Genomic DNA, 17,450 nt, shown 5'->3' with positions numbered 1-17,450 from the left:
TCGTTTTTATTTCCAGGACTGTCGTCCGAGAAGAAGAACAAGTAGTTCATCGACGGCCGTTCGACCAGGGGCACTCCTTCGTCGAATCTTGGGTCGGAGATTTCTTCTGAGTGACCTTTTTTTGAGAATTGCGTGCTAAGTCATGAGGTCATGACTTCTTCGTCGACATCGGTCTCGGCTTCCCGCAGGACGCTCCTGCAGCGGGGAGGTCTGGGCGCTGCGATCGCTGCGGCTTCGGCGATGTCCGGATGCTCGGGGACCTCTGAGCCGTCGGGCGGATCCGATTCCGGATCTGCGGGGGAGCCGTCCCTGTCCTCCTCCGTCACCTCCATCGGTGATGGCTCGACCGTGAACACGGGGCCGCAGTCGAACCAGCCGAAGGTGGAGAAGCTGACTCCAGGCCAGGTGCCACCTCAGTTCGTCGTCATCTCCTGGGACGGGGCGGCTGGGAAGGCGGGGCACGAGATCGGCGCCCACTTCAACGGCCACTTCTGTGGCACCAAGGGGGTGGCGGCTTTTTCCGAGGCGGACTGGTCGCAGGAGACCGTCATCGATGCGTTCCTGGCCGGTTTCGACCGGGCCTGCCGGGGGAATCGGGCCCCGCTGATCATCGGTAATCATTTCGAGCAGTGGAACGGCGGCATCTATATGGATGCCGTGGAGACCGTGATGCGGGAGGTGTCGTGTCAGTCAGAGGTGCGTTTCGTGTCCTTCCGACAGCTTGTCGATTGGATGGAGGCGCAGGAATCCACGCTCTTAACAGCCTTACAAGCTCTTCTTGTGGGGCAGGCCTCACAAGGGGGTGGGCTGCATTGAAGGGGCAGAACGGGATTCGCTGATCCAGCCGTATGGCTTCGCTCCTGGTCCTGAAGTATCGACTGTTTTTTCAGTAGGAAAGAGAGCCTCGGAAAATATCATTCTCGGAGCCTTCGAGGCGTTCTCCGAGCCTGTTGTCCTACTCCGCGCTGACACAGTCCATCTCAATGATTGGACAGCGAGCGGTGTTATCAAAAAATAAAATTTTCGGAGATCATGCCTGCTGGCGGGGACACATCAGACGTCTGAGGTCCTGTGACCTGCCCAGCTGTGCTCTCCTTGGTCTCGATACTGCCGAGACGGTCACACCCCCTCTGGTCGACCGTCCAAACAAAGCCGTCATTTCATCGCCTTTACTCGTCCAAGGTCGTTACAGTCGGCACCAATTAACGGAGTTCGCGTGGTCGGGAGAGGGCGACCGCGTGCTCGAGGAGGCGCACCATGGCCCAGACATTGAGGCCCCAGCGAGGGGGTCGATCCGAAATGACAGCCGGTGGAGGAAGGCATCGGCAGATCACGCCTACCCTGCGACGTAGGCTCACTTTCCCGCAGCTCATCGGGTACGGGCTCGCTTTCATCGGGCCATCGGCAGCGATCGGCGTCTTCGGGGTGCTCGACGCCAAATCAGGCGGTATGGCACCCGTCGTCTACCTGATCGCCACCGTGGCGATGTCCTTCACCGCGGCGTCCTACGTGATGATGTCTCGCCAGGTACCCCGCGCAGGGTCGGTCTTCGCCTACGCGAACGCAGGGATCGGTCCACGCAGCGGCTTCCTGGCCGGGTGGATGATCATGCTCGACTACCTGCTGATCCCCGCGGTGGCCTATCTCTTCTCGGGGTTCGCGCTGAACTCGATCGTCCCGTCAGTGCCGATCTGGGCATGGATCGTCGTGATCGTGGCGATCACCACATCGTTGAATCTCATCGGGGTGAGAATCGCCGCGCAAGCCGCACTGGTGATGGTGATCATCTCGACCGTCGTCCTGGCCTTCGTGCTCTTCGGCAGTCTCCTGGTCCTGATCACCAGCGGCCCGCAACGTCCGTGGACCAGCCCGCTGACCGGTGTCGGACCGATGCAGATGACCGCTGTCATCGGCGCGGTCTCCGTCGCCGCGCTCAGCTTCCTGGGCTTCGACGCACTGACCACCTTCGTCGAGGAATCCATCGGCGGACGTAAAGCTGTGGCCCGGGCAACGGTGACATGCCTGGTGCTCGCCGGGATCTTCTTCTTCGTACAGACCTACGTGGGTTCGCTGCTCTCCCCACCTGCCGCCGCAACCGGAGCCGTCACCCCTGACCGGCACGGCGTCGCTTTCTACGAGATGGTCGGGGCCCAGATCGCCCCCTGGCTGAAGACCCTCCTGGCCTTGTCCACCGGAGCCGGTGCGGCTTTCTCCGCGATGGTGGGCCAAGCGGCAGCCTCACGGATCCTGTTGGACATGGGCCGGGAACAGGCGCTGCCGCGGTTCTTCACGATGGTCTCCCCGCGAGCCGGAGTGCCGGTCAGCGCCACCACGTCGGTCGCGGTGATCAACCTGGGTATCGCGTTCTGGTCGTCCTTGCAGCCGAACGGGCTGGACGCGCTGGTGTCGATCGTCGCCGTGGGTGCCTTGTCGGCCTTCGTCCTGGTGCACCTGTCGGTGATCGGCTACTTCTGGACGAAGCGCAAGGACGAGAAGCCCTGCCCGATCCGCCACGGTGTGGTCCCCGGGATCGGTGCGGTCATCCTGCTGGTCGTGCTGGGCCACACCAGCCACCTCGCGTTGATGGTCGGCGGCGGATGGTTGGTCGTCGGCGGGGCCCTGGCCCTGGTCCGTGGCCCGCGTCAAGAGGATGCAGGCATGCCGCCGGACACCGGCGCCTTCCTGCCCCTGGAGGAAGAAACCGGCGGGCAGCAACTGGTCGCCGGCGACCTTCCCCTGGCGACGGAATCCGATGCCTCCACTTCGGCCGACCAGGGAAACGACGATCAACCGGCCAGTACGCCGGAGTATCGCAGCGAGGCACCTGCGGGTTATCCCACACGGAGCAGCAGACGCGATTCGGCAGACCTGGGGCGGTATCGGCCGCCGGCTGAGTGACGATACGACCGCGGGGTGATTCCGAGGCTTCCATCCGGAGTCACCCCGCGCCGTCGTCCTCCGGTCAACGCAGACCGGACGATGGCACCTCGGTCACAGGCACTGCCAGGTGAAGGTGCTGGTCGGCAGCGGTTTGCCGGTGGAGCCCTCACGGAGGAACCAGTAGAGCATCCCCGAATCGCCCCAGATCATCTCGTCGCTGCTACTCACCTGCAGGAGCAGACGCCAGGAACGTGCCTCGCCTTCGTACTCGGGCGAGTCGTAGAGCGAAGCGTCGAGCACCGAAGCAGCGGCCTCCAGCTCGACCGGACCCTGCAAGGACAACGGCCATCCGCCGATACGGTGGTCGGTCTCGGGCTCCAATTCCGCCAACGCTTCCCGGAAATCGTCGTCATTGGCCAGGTCCAGCCAGGACTCGCCGTCGCTCTCCTGGTCGGCGAACTCCTGATAGAGCCGGGAATTCTCCACCTCGGGGAAGGTGCTCAGCATGGTGCCGGTCATCTTCACCTCCGGGTAGGCGGTGACCGACTCGTCGGTGAGAACCCGACGCGGGCTGTCGGCAGCGGTCTCCGTGACGTAGAGGACCCGGGCCCCCGACAGGCTCTCGTGATCTTCGTAGAAGACCAGCGCATCCGGGTCTTCCGGATTGACGTAGTAGAAGAAGAGCAAACGCCCCTGCTCGGGTAGATCCAGACCCGTGCGCAGACCGTGCTCGGTCAGCGCGGACAGATCGACTTCGGCGACGAAGGAGAGCGGACCGTGCCCCTCCCACTCCGGCCAGGAGATCTCCTCGGGCATCCGGGGAATCCCTCCGAAACGGGCGACCACGGGCTCACCCTGCTCGGCCGGGGACAAGGAGACCGCAGGGCGGCACATCCGGATCCAGGCATCGGCGACCTCCTCAGGGAGATGGTCGTACGCCACCTGCTTCGCGGTCTCGAAATCAGGGCAGAGATCAGCGAGGCTCTCGGGAGAAAAACTGGAATCAGACGACATTGCCTCAGTCTGGCAGGAGCTTCCGACAACGGGAGGGCAACTTCACGGCTCTTCCGGCCGTCTCCCTCCCTAGACTGTCGCCGTTCGATCCACCCACCTCATGAGGAGCTGACCGATCCATGATGCCCAGCAGCACCCCCGAACCCGTCGTCGGCGATCAGCAGCTGTTGGCCCTGCTGCAGAAAGCTCTCGGCCCGGAAGCATCAGGTGGCGTCTGGCAGGAAGGCGACCTCTTCGTCGTCGGAGCGAAAGGGCTCGGACCGGTAGGAGAGAGCAACCCTCCGCAGAACTACACCGCCCGGTTCGAGTTCCGTCGGGTCGCGCACGCCGAGGCCGAGCTCACGGCCGAATCGGAACGGCTCGCCGAAGTCTTCGGTGACAGCTCGAAACCCACCTTCATCAATGCTTTCGGTGTGGACGTGCGGACCGGTGAGATCTTCGTGACGGTCACCGAGGCCACCGCCGAGGTCGTGGCAGCGATCAAGGGTGAAGCACGGCTGCCCATCCGGGTCGAGCAGGGCGAACCCTTCGTCATCGGCTGAGAGAGGTCAGGCGCCGATCTTGCCCAGACGCTCCTTGATCTGGTCGTGACTGAGGATGCCGGCGTCGATGGACCGCACCACACCCTCCTTGTCGATGAACACATGAGCCGGAACCCCCATCACCCGGTAGGCCGAGGCGATACGGGTCTGCGGGTCGGGCACATGGGCGAAGTCAAGCTTCAACCGTTGGGTGAACTCCTTCACCGAGGAAGCCTCCTCGGAGAGGTAAATGCCGATCACAGCCAGGCCGTCCGGTTTTGCCGCAGCATGCGTGGCCTGAACGTCGGGGAACTCCGCTCGACAGGCCGAACACCACGAGGCACCGAAAGTCAGCCAGACCGGTCGGCCGGCGTACTGGGACAACGAGATTTCCTGGCCGTCAATGGTGGCCGAAGAGAACTCCGGGGCAGGTTCTCCCACCTTCGGAGCAGGTCCGGACGCCCCGCCCTTGAGTTGCACGGGCGAGATCTTCTCCGTGCCCTGAGCCGTGGGCTTACCCGAACCTTCGGCCGGCCGGTTCACCAGATAAGCGCCGCCCATCACCAGGACCAGCGTCACCAGGAGCACGCCTACCGTGCCGAAACGGCTGGACCGAAGACGTGCCCGCCAGTCACCCCGGTCCACCCCGGCCTGCGCAGGCCGGTCCGAAACCGTGGTCCGCTCAGGCATAGGAATGCAGCCCGCCGAAGAAGAGATTGCCGAAGTAGGTGAAGAGCACCGCGGCGAACCCCAGAACGAGCAACCAGGCGGCTCTCCGGCCTCGCCAGTCACGGACCACACGGGCATGCAGATAAGCGCCGTAGATGAGCCAGGTCACCAGCGCCGAGGTCTCCTTGGGGTCCCAGCTCCAGTACGCGCCCCAGGCGATATTCGCCCACACCGCACCCAGAATGATCATGATGGTCATCAACGGGTACGAGACCACCGCAGCCCGGTAACCCAGCTCATCGAGCACCGCAGGCTTGGGCATCCCCTTGAAATGCAGGCTCTCCGGCAACAGGTAGAGCACCGCAGCGCAGAACGCGACCGCAGCCGCACCGTAGGACAGAACCGCCGTGGCGACATGCACGGTGAGGAGGAAATGGTGCTGAAGAGCCGGGACGAGCGGCTGGACGTCGGAATCGGTCGCCTGCGCGTACATCAACATGGTGATGGTCACCGGCAGCACCAACAACGCCAGCGCACGGATCCGATAGCGCCACTCGAAGTAGACGTAGGCAGCCAGGATGCCCCAGGCGAAAGAAACGGCGAACTCGTGCTGATTCGCGAAGGGGCCGTGGCCGGTGGCCATCGACCGAGTTGCCAATGCGCCGGTCAGCGCAGCCAGCGCCGCGTAGGTCAGAGCGCTGCCGAACCAGCTGATTCCCCGGGTCTGGGGAGCCACAGCTCCGACGGACGGACGACTGCTCGACGAGGAAGCCCCCACAGCAGCGGGAACCCGCTCCTCATCGGGGACGCTCTGACGTCGCAGGGCGACAGCGATCACGTCGGCAGCCACCGCCAGGGCGACGAGCAGGGTGGCAGCGACGAGGAAGTACTGGGAGAGATTGATCATCGTCGTGTCCTCGTGACAGATGGGCGGATGGAGGTGGTTACTTCACTCGGAGAGGCCGTTGTCATCTCAGCGCTTCCGTCGGCGGTCGTAGTCGTCCAGGCTGTTCCCCTCGCCGACCGAACCGGGATCGGCCAACCGCTGCACGAAGCGGTGGAACCATCGTTCGTAAGGCGTGTCCTGACGCTCCGCCGAGGCGATACGCAGCTCGCTGCCCTCTCCCTCGGAGCGGGGGACGACCCTCACCCAGATGCGACGGTGGTGGAGGAACATCGTCAGGATCAGACCGAGCACCATCAACGAAGACCCGATCCACACCCAGATGGCACCGGGGTCCCGCACGATCATCAACCCGGTGTACTGACGCTCACGTTCGAAGGTGTAGTTCAGCCCGGCGATCTGCGCCTCCTGCCCCTGAGAGACGACCTGCGACGCCAACGGGCTCTTCTCGGCATCCTGGTAAACCTCCAGGAGCACCTGCCCCGCACCGAGCTGACGGTCGACGACCCCAGAAGCAGCAGCGACGACATACAGGGTCAAGTTCTTGCCCTCGAGCTTCACCTTGCCGATCACACGACGTTTGTCATCGGACTTCCACGCCAGAGGCACCCCGCCGGAATAGACCTGGGCACCCTGGGCATCGGTGATCTTCATGGCAGCTGCGATGCCGTACGAAGCCTGGTGGATGGACACCCCTTCGTGACGCAAGGGCGTATTGACCCGAACGGTCTGTTCAGCGACCTGACGCCCGTCCTTGAACAGGACCAACTCGGAGTAGTAGTCCAGCGGACGGCCCTGATCGGTGTACCTGTCGGTGAACGACTTCGCCTCGACCGTCAACCCGGTGCCGTGACCGATCTCGGCCTTGGTCCCCACACCCACCGGCAAGCTCGGATTCTTGAACCCGAAGGTAGTGGTGACGAAGACACCCAACAGGATGATCACGAAACTGGCGTGGGCGATCGCCGTACCGAAAGGTGCCCAGCGGAAACGATCGGCGTACAGGTTCAACCCCGGGCCACGCTCGTCGTCGATGATCCGATAACCCTGTGCACTCAACGCGGCGCGTGCGCTCGCGAAGGTCTCAGCAGGTGCGGTGTCGAGGCAGACCCGTTCGCTCAGGCCTGCGTGGTCGAAGAAAGCGTCACTGACGTGGATGTGCGGATGTGCCGACCGCCGCCACAACTGCGGGACCCGATGGCAGGTGCACGCGATGATGCTGAGCGCCAGCATGACGGTGACCACGCGGAACCAGATGGAGCTGAAGATGTTGAAGGCGCCGGTGAAGGCCAGTACCTGGGTCCATCCGCCGTAGCGGGGGCGCACCGATTCAACCCAGGAGTTCCATCCGGAGGGGTCGTCGCGCAGCCCGTCGGGTGCCTGCTCCAGCAGGGTGCCCATCAGGGTGAGGAAAGCCATCGCGAGGATGAGCCCCAGACCGGTGGTCTTGTTGTAGAAGAAGGCGTTGACCTTGTGGAAGACCTCACGCAGCGGGATATCCCCTTGCGGGGCCGAGGGGGACGCCGCGGCGGGCGGAGGGTTCTCGTCGACGAGATTGCGGGGGCGCACGTCTTGGGTCATGAGGTCCTCGCTCACAGGCCGAAGGTGGGGACGGAGCCGCTCAGACGGCTGAAGAGATTGGTGACCATCAGGAAGCCGGTGACGATCAGGAAGGCACCCGAGGTCAGCGCGATCGCGGTGGTGTGGCGTCGTAGAGCGGACATCCGTCGGTGCAGGGCGTCGGCGCCCATGGCCACCAGGACGAAGGGGAGCCCGAGCCCGAGGCAGTAGGCGACGAGGAGCAGTGCTCCCTCCCCGACGGTCGAGCTGACCGAGGCCAGGCCGATGACTCCACCGAGGATCGGCCCGATGCAGGGGGTCCACCCGGCACCGAAGGCCAGCCCCAGCAGCCCGGATCGACGCAAGGTCGGACGGCCGTTGGCCGACGGGGCCCCGATCGGCCGGGCGGTGCGGTAGAGCATGGACAGCTCGATGAGCCCTGCCACGTGCAAGCCCATCACGATGAGCACAGCGCCACCGGCGATGCGCAGCAGGTCCCGGTAGTCACTCAGCGCGTATCCGACCAGGCCTATCGAGGCCCACAACGTGACGAACACCGCGCTGAACCCGCCGACGAAGGCGCAGGCCTGGAGGAGGGTGGCTCTGCGGGAGATCGGCTGCTCGTCTTGTCCGCCGACCATGTAGCCCACGTAGACCGGCACGATCGGCAGGAAACAGGGTGAGATGAAGGAGATGATGCCGGCGAGGACTGCCAGGGGCAGCGTCACTCCGGTCATAAGTTCTCTCCTCTCCCTGTCTGTGTCAGCCGGGGGCCGGGGTCATTTGGCGGCGGGGGCCTGGGTGGTGGCCGCGGCGGTGGGGGCACCCGAGGCTGCCCCACCCGGGGTCTTCGCGCCGTGTCCGCCCATCCGGTTCATGTGGCTCGACACGTTCTTCGCCAGCGGGGAGTTCGGGTCGATCTCGACGACCTTGGCCCATTCGGCGCGGGCTTTCTCGACATCCGGGGGGGTCGCGGAGAAGTGCAGCACGCCGAGGTTGTAGTAGGCCTCGACCTGCTTGGGATCGAGCTCGATGACTTTCGTCCACTCGGTCTCGGCGCGGGCTGCGTCGCCGGAGTTGGCCAGGCAGGCGGCGAGCACCAGACGGGAGCTGATGTCGGCGGGCTGGATGTCCACGACCTTTTGCTGCCATTCAGCGGCCTTGGCGAACTCGCCTGCGCCGTAGTACTGGTCGGTCAGGCTGCGCAGCGAAGCGACATCCTTAGGGTCGGTTTTCGTCTTCTCGGTGAGTTCTTTGACCTTCGACTCGTCGACCGGGCGTACCGAACTGGTGGGTTTGGCCGGGGACGCCGCAGTGTTGACGGGGCGACCAGCCTGGTACACGCCGTAGACGACCCCGACGATGAGCATCAGGACGAGGACCGGGACGAGCGCTGAGGTGCGTTGGCGCGGGTGATGCTGAGCGGCAGCTGCTGCTTCGGGGGTGACCACGGCCCTGCGGCGCCCCGGCTTGGTGGCGGGGGCCGGTTTCGGGGTCGGGGCCGACGACGGCTCGTCCTCGAGGAAGTCGAGATCATCGAAATGGTCGGACAGGGACTTCTCGGCCACCTTCGAGGAGCCGGAAGAAGACGGCGCAGCGGGGGTGGTGCGGGATTTCTCGGCAAGCCGGCGCTGGTTCTCGGCCCAGGCTTCGAGTGCTGGGGGAGCGCTGTCGAGGAAATCCTTCAAATGCTGGTGGGCGTCTTTCACCGTGGCTTCATCGGCGTCCTCAGGTAGCCCGAGATGGCGTGCCAAAGTGCCCTGCGGGTGTGCCTCCGTCGGGTCGACGGGGTTGACTCGACGCCCACTCATCGGGACTCCTGCTGCTGCTCCGGTGGCCGGTTAGCCACTTCCTCTTTATTCCTTCTCATCCTCCCCGGGAGGTCGGCGGCGATGCCATCCGCCGCCCGGCACGTTTCGGGTAGATCGGGCGTGCCATGGATATAGCGGATGCGCCGATGGATATAGGCGCACCTGTGCCTGTCGGGGGGCCTCCGGCGTATACCGGGTGGGGAGACGACGGACGGGGGACACCACCACTGGTGGCATCCCCCGTCCGGGAGGAAGCAGGCGTCGGGCCTGTGTCCGGTGTTCCTCCGATCAGCTGCTGCGCGTGGTGGGGACCGGCGCGACCGGAGCAGTCGGCGTGGCCGGCAGCGGAGCCTCCGGTGACTTCTCCTTCCCGAGCAGCGCGAGCTGCCCCTGGCGGATGTAGTCGGTAGCCCGGTTGATGGTGTCCAGGGTGGCCCCAGGAGCGTGGAATCCGGCGGAGTTCTCTGCTTCGACGTAGTCGATCAGGAACTGTGCCTTGCGCTGGAAGTCACGTGCCTTGACCAGCCTGTCCTCGGTGGCCCCGTTCTTCTGGGCCGCCGCGATGTCGTCGATGAATTCGGTCAACGCGTTGAACGCCACATCACGTGAGGAGATGAAACGCAATTGGATCTGTTCGACCCGATCCTTGATCTCGGTCTCCGAGGCGTTGTGACATCCCTGGCAGGCCCGGTTGACATTCAACATGGGGCTGCGGACCTGGTGGTCGCTGACCTTCGCCGAACCCACCCGGGTGTACGGCATGTGGCAGTCGGCGCACGAGACCCCGGCCCGGTAGTGCACGCCCTGCTGCCAGGTCTCGAACTCCGGGTGCTGGGCCTTCAACGCCGGGGCGCCGGTGATCTTGTGCTCCCAGTCCTTGAAACCGATCTCGTCGTAGTAGGCGAGAGCGTCGGTGGCCTTGGTGCCCTTGTCCCACGGGAAGGTGAGGGTCTTCTCCTCGCCCTTGAAGTAGTACTCGACGTGGCACTGTCCACAGACGAACGAACGCATCTCCTGAGCGGTGGCGTCCTTGTTGACATCGAAGTCCTTGACGCCCTGCTGCGCCTTGATCTTCTTGATGCCCTCCATGAACGCGGGCTTGGTGATGCGCAGCTGCATCGTCTTCGGGTCATGGCAGTCGATGCAGGCCACCGGGTGCTGCACCTTGGAGGTGGCCTCGGCATAGGTCATCTTGTTCATCTTGTCGAAGCCGGCCTTCAGGTCCCCGTTGCCCAATTCGTACTTCTGGGCGACGTAGGTGGAGGCGTGGCAGTTCAAACAGGTACCAGGCTGTTTGAAGTCGGTCACCCGACGGGTGTCCATCTGGTCCTGCAGCATGTGCGCGTGACCGCGTTCCTCACGGAAGTCCGTGGCGAAGGCGTACCCGGCCCACATCTTCTGCAGGCGGGGGTCCTCGGTGATCTTGCTCTGGGAGACCGTGCCGCTCTGCGGCTTCTTCGGGTCCTTCGGGAGCGCTTCAGAGCCACCGAACTTGGTGCGCTCCTGATCGGCGGTCTTCTTGTACATGTCGTACTGGATGGGGAAGTTTCGACCCCAGACTGCTGGGTCGGTGGTCTTGTCGTCGATCTCCACGACCTTCGTGAAGGGCGCCCGCGCCTCTTCCTTACGTTCGAGGATGTTGACGAGCAAGGCTGTCAGACCCATCGTGACCACGGCTGTGATCGCGATGGCGCCGACGAGTAGCCATAAGACTTTGCGTCGGCGAGGGTTCTCGCTGGTTTCCATGGTGTCCACCTACATATGCCCGACGTTGCGATGGCAGGAGATGCACGAGACCTGTGGGGAATGTTCCGGACGGGACGCTCTGATGCCGGACGTGATGTCGGCATGGCAGCTGAGGCAGGCCTGCTCGGTGATCTCGCGGTTCCGCTGCGTGATCTGGATGTTCTGCGGGAAGTTTCCGGTGGTGAAGGCGAACCCGTGGTTCCATCCGTTGAGCGCCTTCGTGGCGTACTTACCCACGATGTCGTGTGGTGCGTGGCAGTCGTTGCAGACGGCGACTTTTCCGTGGCTGGACTTCATCCATCCGTCGTACTGGTCGCGCATCACGTGACAGTTGACGCAGGCCTTCGGGTCATTGCTCAGGTAGGACGCTCCGTTGGCATAACCGAACGTGAAGAAACCCACGCCGATCAGTGAACCCACCACGAAGACCGCGGCCGCGTACAACCATCCCGACGGGCGGGAGAAGACGCTCCGTAGTTCGGCGAGAATCTCTTTCACCATTGTCCGACCCTCGTCACGCCGTCCTCGTAGGCCAGCTGTGTCGGCCCCGCCGGTAGGCACCGGTGGGGAGAGCGGCCTCCAGTCGGGTCGCCCATCATGACTCATGATGGTGACGGTGCCAGGCGTTTACCATCCCTCCGCCGGTAGAAATCCGGTATATAGGTCCGAGTCTTCCGGCACCTGCCGCTATGCCGGTCGGAGGTCAGGCACGTGAGGGCAGGCCCAGACCTTGCCGCACGATGTACGCGGCAGCTTGAATGCGATTGCTCATGTCGAGTTTGTGCAGGGCGTTGTGTACGTGGTTCTTCACGGTGCCTTCGGTGATGGACAACCGGGCGCCGATTTCCTTGTTGGTCAGGCCATCGGCGACCAGACGCATGATCTCCAGCTCACGTTGGGAGAGGCCGGGGTCGCTGGGTGGCGATGCCGGCGTGTGTGGTGAGCGTCCGTCGCCGCGGAGCTCGGCGAGGAGCCGACCGACCAGGGCCGGCGAGACGGGGGTCTCATCGCGCATCACCGAGCGCAGCATGTCGAAGAGCTGCTCGGGTCGCAGATCTTTCAACAGGTAGCCGTGTGCGCCCAGACGCACTGCGGTCAGCAGCTTCTCGTCCTCTTCGCAGACGGTCAGCATGATGACCTTGATGCTGGGCATCTGTTCGCGCAGGATCCGGGCGGCCTCGACACCGTCCATGACAGGCATCTCGACGTCCATCACGATCAGGTCTGGGCGTAGGGCGCGGGCTTTCTCGATGCCGTCCAAGCCGTTTCCTGCTTCGCCGACGACGCTGAAGTCGTCGAGCTGGTCGACGAGCGCAGCGATGGCGCCGCGGAAGAGGGCCTGGTCGTCGACCAGGAGGACCCGGACCGGTTCGCCTTCGGCGCGGGGCATCGGCGTGGTGATCATGCGCCGACCATCTCGTGGAGCAGGTCGTGGCCCGAAGCGCGGGGGACGGCGAGGGCGACACGGGTTCCTTGACCGGGGGCGGCCTTGATGGTGAGCTGCCCGCCTGCCGCTTCACAACGTTCCTGCATGGATCGTAGGCCGAAGGACTCGGCCTCGGAGATGACGTGACGTGGATCGAAACCCCGCCCGTCATCTTCTATTTCGAACATGACGTTCTCCGGGGTCTCGGTGATACGGACGACGGCGGTGGTCGCGCCGGAATGTTTACGGACGTTGGTGAGCGCCTCTTGGACCACGCGGATGACCTGCACTTCGCAGTGCGGGGAGAGCCGCGGGTCGGCGGGCACGTGGTTCTCCAGCCGGGTGTCGATGCACGACTGCCTGGAGTACTTGGTGACATAGATGCGTAGGCTGTCGATCAGTCCCTGGTCCGCCCGTGGGGATTCACGCAGTCCGAGGATCGACTCGCGGACGTCACGATAGGCGTCATGGCACAGGTCGGCGAGGCTGTGGAGTTCTTCGCTGACCTGACGGGTCTCGTGTACATCGTTCCTGGTGAGTAGCACTTGGAGACGGAGGTGGGTCACTCCGAGGACTTGGGCGAGGCTGTCGTGCATCTCCCGGGCGATCCGGTCGCGCTCGGCGAGGGTCGCGGCGTGGCAGGTGGCGTCGAGGAGGTTGGCTTGGTCGATGGCGACTGAGGCCAGGTCGGCGAGGGTGCGTAGGAAGGCGTCGTCACCGGGCTCGATCACGGCTTTGTCCACCCACAGGGAGCCGACCAGGTCGCGGGTGTCGCGCACCGGGTAGGCGGTGATGGCGCCATCGGCTGGGGGTGCGGAGACCGCAAGGCAGAGGTCGGCGCCGGCGCGCTGCCCGTTGACGGGGAGCAGGGGCAGCTTCTGAACAGGCCGTTCCCGGGCGGGGCAGTCACCGGAGTGGTCCTGGCAGCATCGGCCACCCTGACCGCGGATACAGACCCGGCCGTCGGCTTCGGGCTCACTCTGCAAACACAATCCAGCGTCTGCGGCGTCGACCAGTCCACGGGCGTGAGTGGCGATGGACGACAACGTGGTGGAGAGGGATTCGCGTCGGGTGATTTGAAGAAGGATGTCGCAGACGGCTTCGGTGCGGCGATGGCTGCGGTCACGTTCGGCGAGGGCCTGCGCGAGATGTCGGTGGGCAACGTCCAGCTCGTGGTGGCGGGCGGTCAGCAACCGATGGCCTCGACGGATCACCGTAACCATCGATATCCCGAAAGCTGCTGCGGCGACGAGGAGCAGGGTGTCGACCAGTACATGTCCATGGCCGGGCCAGAGGTACTCCCACATTCTGGGACGAAGCAGGAGCATCGTCGCAATAAAGAGGATAGGTAGTGCAATGGCTGCGATGGTAAACCTGCGTAGCCACATCTCGTCCGTATTGGACGTCCCGGTGGAAGATCTTGAAAAGCCAGTCTGGTGTGCAGTATCGCCACCTGCACTCTTTCGCGGATGTGCTGCAGTCACCCCCGGCCTCCTTGCTCACGTCTCGCCATGGTCGACAGATCCAACTCCTGCATATTAGCTGTGAGCGAAGCTTTCAGCGGCAGGGAGGACACACCCTTCTGCGAGAGCAGAACACTTCCGTACGCAGTAGGTACAGCGCGGCCTATGCCCTTCGATCAGCCTGGGCCTAGCGCCGATTCGCCGTTCTCCGAACGCGGGTCGGAGAGGCCACTAGCCTGGGCGCGTGTCTGACCACCGTGAATACGACCTTTCTCGTCCGGCTCCTGACGGTGTGGCCATCGACCGCATCCTGCACGCCTACCGGGAGTCCCAAGCACTCATCTCCTCGGTGCGTTTGGGTTTCTTCGATCTGCTGACCGTCGAAGGAGAGCCGCACACCCTGGCGGAGATCGCCGCACATTGCCGGATCAGTGTCGAAGCCGCCGACGTCCTCGCCGACGCGTTGACCGGGATGGGGCTGTTGTACCGCACCGGCCTGGAATGTTCTGCGACCCCACTGGCTGCCGCCCATCTCACCTCAGACGCACCGTATTCACTGCGCCACTGGGTGGTCAGCGAACACGAGAAATACGTCAACTTCGCAGGGTTGACGGAGGCCTTGCGCGCAGAAGTTCCGGGCGAAGACGATCCGATCAGAACCGCCCGACGTCGCCAAGGTCCTCCCGCAGCACAGATGCAGGGGCTCGCCGAGGTCGCCAGGGCTCGCAGCACACAAACCGCACGGATCATTCGGCGACTGCACCCGACCGGCAACGGCCGCATCCTCGACGCCGGGGGCGGGCACGGCATGGACACCATCGGCGCACTCCGAGAACTACCCGGGTGGACGGCTGTCATCGCAGACCGTCCGAATCCGTTGAGCGCGGCCCAGACCAACCTCGAGCGGTACGCGATGGACGGGCGGGTCGAATTGCGCGAAGCAGACCTGGAAAAAGACACCCTGCGACTTCCCGACGAAGAAGGCTTCGATATCGCTTTCCTGTTCATGGTGCTGGGTGGCAAACCTCCGGAGGAAGCCACCGCTGTGCTCCGCCAGGTTCAGGCCGCACTCGCTCCAGGGGGGTGGCTTCTGGTCCGGGGGAACTGGACTGACCAATTGCGGGGTGCGACTTCCGCGCTGAAACACATGCTCCGACCCGGGGGGCGACGAACCCTCACCCAGGAGCGTCTGCTCGAGTTGCTTCGTGACACCAATTTTGTTGACGTTCATACGGTGTCAGCTGCCGATATTGATCCGAATGCCGTAGTGGCGGCCAGGGTTCCGACGCAGGCTTGATCATTTCAGCTTGCGGAGGCCTTTGATTGGGAAGGAGTGCGCATGTCTTGGGGCATATCGATGTCACCTGATGGAGTTATGAAAGTCGCGAATGATCTTCGGGAGGAAGCCGACGGTGCTCAATCGCGAATCTCAAAACTGTATACCTCGGCGGCGCCCGCTGCGGGGTTCTCACCAGGGATTCAAGTCGGCAGCAAAAATGCTCCGTTTTGTCAGTAATCTCCAAGGCGGGATGGACAGAAATTTTGAAAATATTAAAGATATCGCATCTAAATTAGATGAGTCTGCCCGTGAAACTCGAGAAATGGACGAGAAGTCCCGGGTGGCGCTGAGCCGTGTCGGGAAGTCTCTCACAGAGATTTCAGGGAGGGTTGACGAAAAAGCAAACGAGGGGCATGGAAGCTCGGGATTAAATATGGGAACTTCTCAGCGAAAGGGTGTCTAGTTTCAGGATTTCGTCGACAGTTTTACGGCTCAAGAACACCTGGTGAAGGGTAGAAAATGGTTAGATATCAGGACGTCATGGACTGTGATCCCAGTAAAGTTCATGAATTTGCGAACGATATGAAGAGTTTTTCTGAACAGACCGAAAGGTTTGCTGCGACATTGAGGGATAAGGGGGATAAGCAGCTTAGGAAAGAGTGGCAAGATGAAGTTGGTGAAAAGGCGTCATCTGAATTTAAGACGCTCGCTGAGCGTGCCGATGATCTTGCTGTTATGGGTCGAACTGCAGTCATAGTACTGAACGCTTTTGGCGATGCAATTGAAGTCGCTCAGCGTAGTCTGAGGAGTTATACAGAAATTGCCCGAACAAAGGGGCTGGAGGTGGATGCGGAGGGTCATGTCTCTCTTTCACAAGTGAGTCAGAAATCTTTGACTGCTGAACAGCAGGATAAAGTACTCTACTATCGCACGGAGTTCCAGACATTAATTAACGACGCATTGAAGGCAGTGCGGGAGGCCGATGAGCTGTGTGAAAAGGCGCTAGGAAGGGTCTCAGTTGACCCTGATTCGGTGTCGGAATCAGACGTGGAGAAGGCCCAGACTGAATCTGTTCATGACGCGCTTGAACTGTTTCGTAATCAACTCCCTGATGGTCTTTCTGCCGAGCAGCAAGAAGCTTGGTGGAATAGCCTCACGCCAGAACAGCGGAGAGAGTTCCAGAAAGCAGTTCCTGTTGAATTAGCAGCTTTGCCAGGAATTTCGGAAAACGTGAAGGACCAGATGCGTAGGCTGGATCAAGGATTTGACGCCGTGAAGACAGTTGACTGGGTTTATAAGAACTGGAATAATGACGATGTAGATACGATGAAAAATAACTGTACTAATTTTGTATCTAGCGCACTTAATGAAGGAGGTGGGCTAACATATATGGCACCTAAAGAGGATGTAGTCGCGGGATTCGTTATGCCGAAAGTCTCAGATGGCTGGATTCGTACTCCGGCAGCAGAGTATCGGTTTGGCTACCCTGAGCGCTATGGAACTTCCCCTGCCTGGGGTGCAGCACAAAACAACATGGACTTCTTTCTGAAACATGGCGGGACAAAGCTGAATCCGAATGAAGTGCTCCCCGGTGATATTGTGTATTGGGAGGAGAAGGTTCCTTCTGGAGATAAAAATCAAGGGGCAGTTCAACATGCGGCTGTTGTCACAGCAGTTTTGCCAAAAGGGCAGATCCTTTACGGTCAGCAGAATAGTCCTGGACTGAACCTTGACGCCGAAGGAAGGGCGGCAGGAATCGCGAACCATACTGGCGGTAAAAATCTCCATTATGTGCGCCCAAAAAAGATCTGGTAAGGGTTTGAAATATTGGCATTCACACACATAAAATATGTGTGATATTAAGTGCGGAACATGAGGAAATTGCCACAATTGATGCGAGGAATGGGGATGTGAAAAGTAAATACTTACTTGCAATTTGGGCGGCTCTGACATTAGCGTTGATGGCAGTCATGGTTGCGCTCGATCTCTGGTATATGGAAATCGGTAAGGTTGATTCGAAGTATTATGGTGGACGCTCATGTTTCTGGCCTGAACGTCCTGAAATTTTAACGCCCTTGAGGGTTGCCTGGACGGCTGTCGGGTTGATATCCGTGGCAAGTTTGGTTGGCCTGTCGATCTATGCCTTACATCTAGGTAGACCTCTCTTCGTATTGCTG

General features: G+C 62.3%; 15 protein-coding genes. 5 read left to right on the top strand and 10 right to left on the bottom strand.

Features of this window, described 5'->3' with window-relative positions; all coding sequences use genetic code 11:
* The first annotated feature begins 150 nt into the window (after positions 1–150).
* Both DX923_RS12665 and DX923_RS12660 read left to right on the top strand, forming a co-directional pair.
* On the top strand, positions 151–816 hold the full coding sequence (locus tag DX923_RS12665) for a hypothetical protein (RefSeq protein WP_116115442.1): 666 nt from the start codon (positions 151–153) through the stop codon (positions 814–816).
* A gap of 483 nt (positions 817–1,299) precedes the next feature.
* Complete coding sequence (locus DX923_RS12660) at positions 1,300–2,898, top strand: APC family permease (RefSeq protein ID WP_240322632.1); 1,599 nt, start codon at positions 1,300–1,302, stop codon at positions 2,896–2,898.
* Between the two features lie 93 nt (positions 2,899–2,991).
* On the opposite strand, the gene DX923_RS12655 is transcribed toward DX923_RS12660, so the two are convergent.
* On the bottom strand, positions 2,992–3,894 hold the full coding sequence (locus DX923_RS12655; RefSeq protein ID WP_116115438.1) for a YwqG family protein: 903 nt from the start codon (positions 3,892–3,894) through the stop codon (positions 2,992–2,994).
* 119 nt (positions 3,895–4,013) lie between these two features.
* Between DX923_RS12655 and DX923_RS12650 the strand changes: the two genes are divergently transcribed.
* Positions 4,014–4,436 carry a hypothetical protein gene (locus tag DX923_RS12650; RefSeq protein WP_116115436.1) on the top strand — a complete coding sequence of 141 codons (423 nt, stop codon included), beginning with the start codon at positions 4,014–4,016 and terminating at the stop codon, positions 4,434–4,436.
* A gap of 6 nt (positions 4,437–4,442) precedes the next feature.
* On the opposite strand, the gene DX923_RS12645 is transcribed toward DX923_RS12650, so the two are convergent.
* The 9 genes from DX923_RS12645 to DX923_RS12605 form a co-directional block, all read right to left on the bottom strand.
* Positions 4,443–5,105, bottom strand: a complete 663-nt coding sequence (locus tag DX923_RS12645; protein ID WP_116115434.1) for a TlpA family protein disulfide reductase — start codon at positions 5,103–5,105, stop codon at positions 4,443–4,445.
* The gene (ccsB, locus tag DX923_RS12640) at positions 5,098–5,991 is read right to left on the bottom strand and encodes a c-type cytochrome biogenesis protein CcsB (protein WP_116115432.1); all 894 of its coding nucleotides are present in this window, start codon (positions 5,989–5,991) and stop codon (positions 5,098–5,100) included. Before ccsB ends, DX923_RS12645 begins: the two co-directional genes overlap by 8 nt.
* 66 nt (positions 5,992–6,057) lie before the next feature.
* On the bottom strand, positions 6,058–7,569 hold the full coding sequence (locus tag DX923_RS12635; protein ID WP_116115430.1) for a cytochrome c biogenesis protein ResB: 1,512 nt from the start codon (positions 7,567–7,569) through the stop codon (positions 6,058–6,060).
* Positions 7,570–7,580: 11 nt separating this feature from the next.
* Positions 7,581–8,285: a cytochrome c biogenesis CcdA family protein gene (locus DX923_RS12630; RefSeq protein ID WP_116115428.1), complete on the bottom strand. Its 705-nt coding sequence runs from the start codon at positions 8,283–8,285 to the stop codon at positions 7,581–7,583.
* A gap of 42 nt (positions 8,286–8,327) precedes the next feature.
* Positions 8,328–9,359 (bottom strand): tetratricopeptide repeat protein, encoded by a 1,032-nt coding sequence (locus DX923_RS12625; protein ID WP_116115426.1) that lies wholly within the window; start codon positions 9,357–9,359, stop codon positions 8,328–8,330.
* 288 nt (positions 9,360–9,647) lie between these two features.
* Positions 9,648–11,105, bottom strand: a complete 1,458-nt coding sequence (locus DX923_RS12620; protein ID WP_116116331.1) for an ammonia-forming cytochrome c nitrite reductase subunit c552 — start codon at positions 11,103–11,105, stop codon at positions 9,648–9,650.
* Positions 11,106–11,114: 9 nt separating this feature from the next.
* On the bottom strand, positions 11,115–11,606 hold the full coding sequence (nrfH, locus tag DX923_RS12615) for a cytochrome c nitrite reductase small subunit (RefSeq protein WP_205413044.1): 492 nt from the start codon (positions 11,604–11,606) through the stop codon (positions 11,115–11,117).
* Positions 11,607–11,808: 202 nt separating this feature from the next.
* On the bottom strand, positions 11,809–12,510 hold the full coding sequence (locus DX923_RS12610; protein ID WP_116115424.1) for a response regulator: 702 nt from the start codon (positions 12,508–12,510) through the stop codon (positions 11,809–11,811).
* Entirely contained in the window at positions 12,507–13,838 is a 1,332-nt protein-coding gene (locus tag DX923_RS12605; protein ID WP_162872957.1) for a sensor histidine kinase, read from the bottom strand. The genes DX923_RS12610 and DX923_RS12605 overlap by 4 nt, the downstream gene beginning before the upstream one ends.
* Positions 13,839–14,238: 400 nt before the next feature.
* On the opposite strand from DX923_RS12605, the gene DX923_RS12600 reads away from it, so the two are divergent.
* Together DX923_RS12600 and DX923_RS12595 are read left to right on the top strand one after the other, a co-directional pair.
* Positions 14,239–15,291: a class I SAM-dependent methyltransferase gene (locus tag DX923_RS12600; RefSeq protein ID WP_116115420.1), complete on the top strand. Its 1,053-nt coding sequence runs from the start codon at positions 14,239–14,241 to the stop codon at positions 15,289–15,291.
* 522 nt (positions 15,292–15,813) lie between these two features.
* Positions 15,814–17,088 carry an amidase domain-containing protein gene (locus tag DX923_RS12595; RefSeq protein ID WP_162872956.1) on the top strand — a complete coding sequence of 425 codons (1,275 nt, stop codon included), beginning with the start codon at positions 15,814–15,816 and terminating at the stop codon, positions 17,086–17,088.
* Positions 17,089–17,450: the final 362 nt, after the last annotated feature.

Origin of the sequence: Austwickia chelonae, assembly GCF_003391095.1 — a bacterium.
In the GTDB taxonomy this organism is placed as follows: domain Bacteria; phylum Actinomycetota; class Actinomycetes; order Actinomycetales; family Dermatophilaceae; genus Austwickia; species Austwickia chelonae_A.
This window is presented reverse-complemented; position numbering and strand designations above follow the sequence as displayed.

Coding starts and splice junctions, on each gene's coding strand:
- DX923_RS12665 (WP_116115442.1), top strand. CDS start 151: ATGACTTCTTCGTCGACATCGGTCTCGGCTTCCCGCAGGACGCTCCTG.
- DX923_RS12650 (WP_116115436.1), top strand. CDS start 4,014: ATGATGCCCAGCAGCACCCCCGAACCCGTCGTCGGCGATCAGCAGCTG.
- DX923_RS12660 (WP_240322632.1), top strand. CDS start 1,300: ATGACAGCCGGTGGAGGAAGGCATCGGCAGATCACGCCTACCCTGCGA.
- DX923_RS12645 (WP_116115434.1), bottom strand. CDS start 5,105: ATGCCTGAGCGGACCACGGTTTCGGACCGGCCTGCGCAGGCCGGGGTG.
- DX923_RS12635 (WP_116115430.1), bottom strand. CDS start 7,569: ATGACCCAAGACGTGCGCCCCCGCAATCTCGTCGACGAGAACCCTCCG.
- DX923_RS12605 (WP_162872957.1), bottom strand. CDS start 13,838: ATGTGGGAGTACCTCTGGCCCGGCCATGGACATGTACTGGTCGACACC.
- DX923_RS12595 (WP_162872956.1), top strand. CDS start 15,814: ATGGACTGTGATCCCAGTAAAGTTCATGAATTTGCGAACGATATGAAG.
- DX923_RS12620 (WP_116116331.1), bottom strand. CDS start 11,105: ATGGAAACCAGCGAGAACCCTCGCCGACGCAAAGTCTTATGGCTACTC.
- DX923_RS12655 (WP_116115438.1), bottom strand. CDS start 3,894: ATGTCGTCTGATTCCAGTTTTTCTCCCGAGAGCCTCGCTGATCTCTGC.
- DX923_RS12610 (WP_116115424.1), bottom strand. CDS start 12,510: ATGATCACCACGCCGATGCCCCGCGCCGAAGGCGAACCGGTCCGGGTC.
- DX923_RS12630 (WP_116115428.1), bottom strand. CDS start 8,285: ATGACCGGAGTGACGCTGCCCCTGGCAGTCCTCGCCGGCATCATCTCC.
- nrfH (WP_205413044.1), bottom strand. CDS start 11,606: ATGGTGAAAGAGATTCTCGCCGAACTACGGAGCGTCTTCTCCCGCCCG.
- ccsB (WP_116115432.1), bottom strand. CDS start 5,991: ATGATCAATCTCTCCCAGTACTTCCTCGTCGCTGCCACCCTGCTCGTC.
- DX923_RS12625 (WP_116115426.1), bottom strand. CDS start 9,359: ATGAGTGGGCGTCGAGTCAACCCCGTCGACCCGACGGAGGCACACCCG.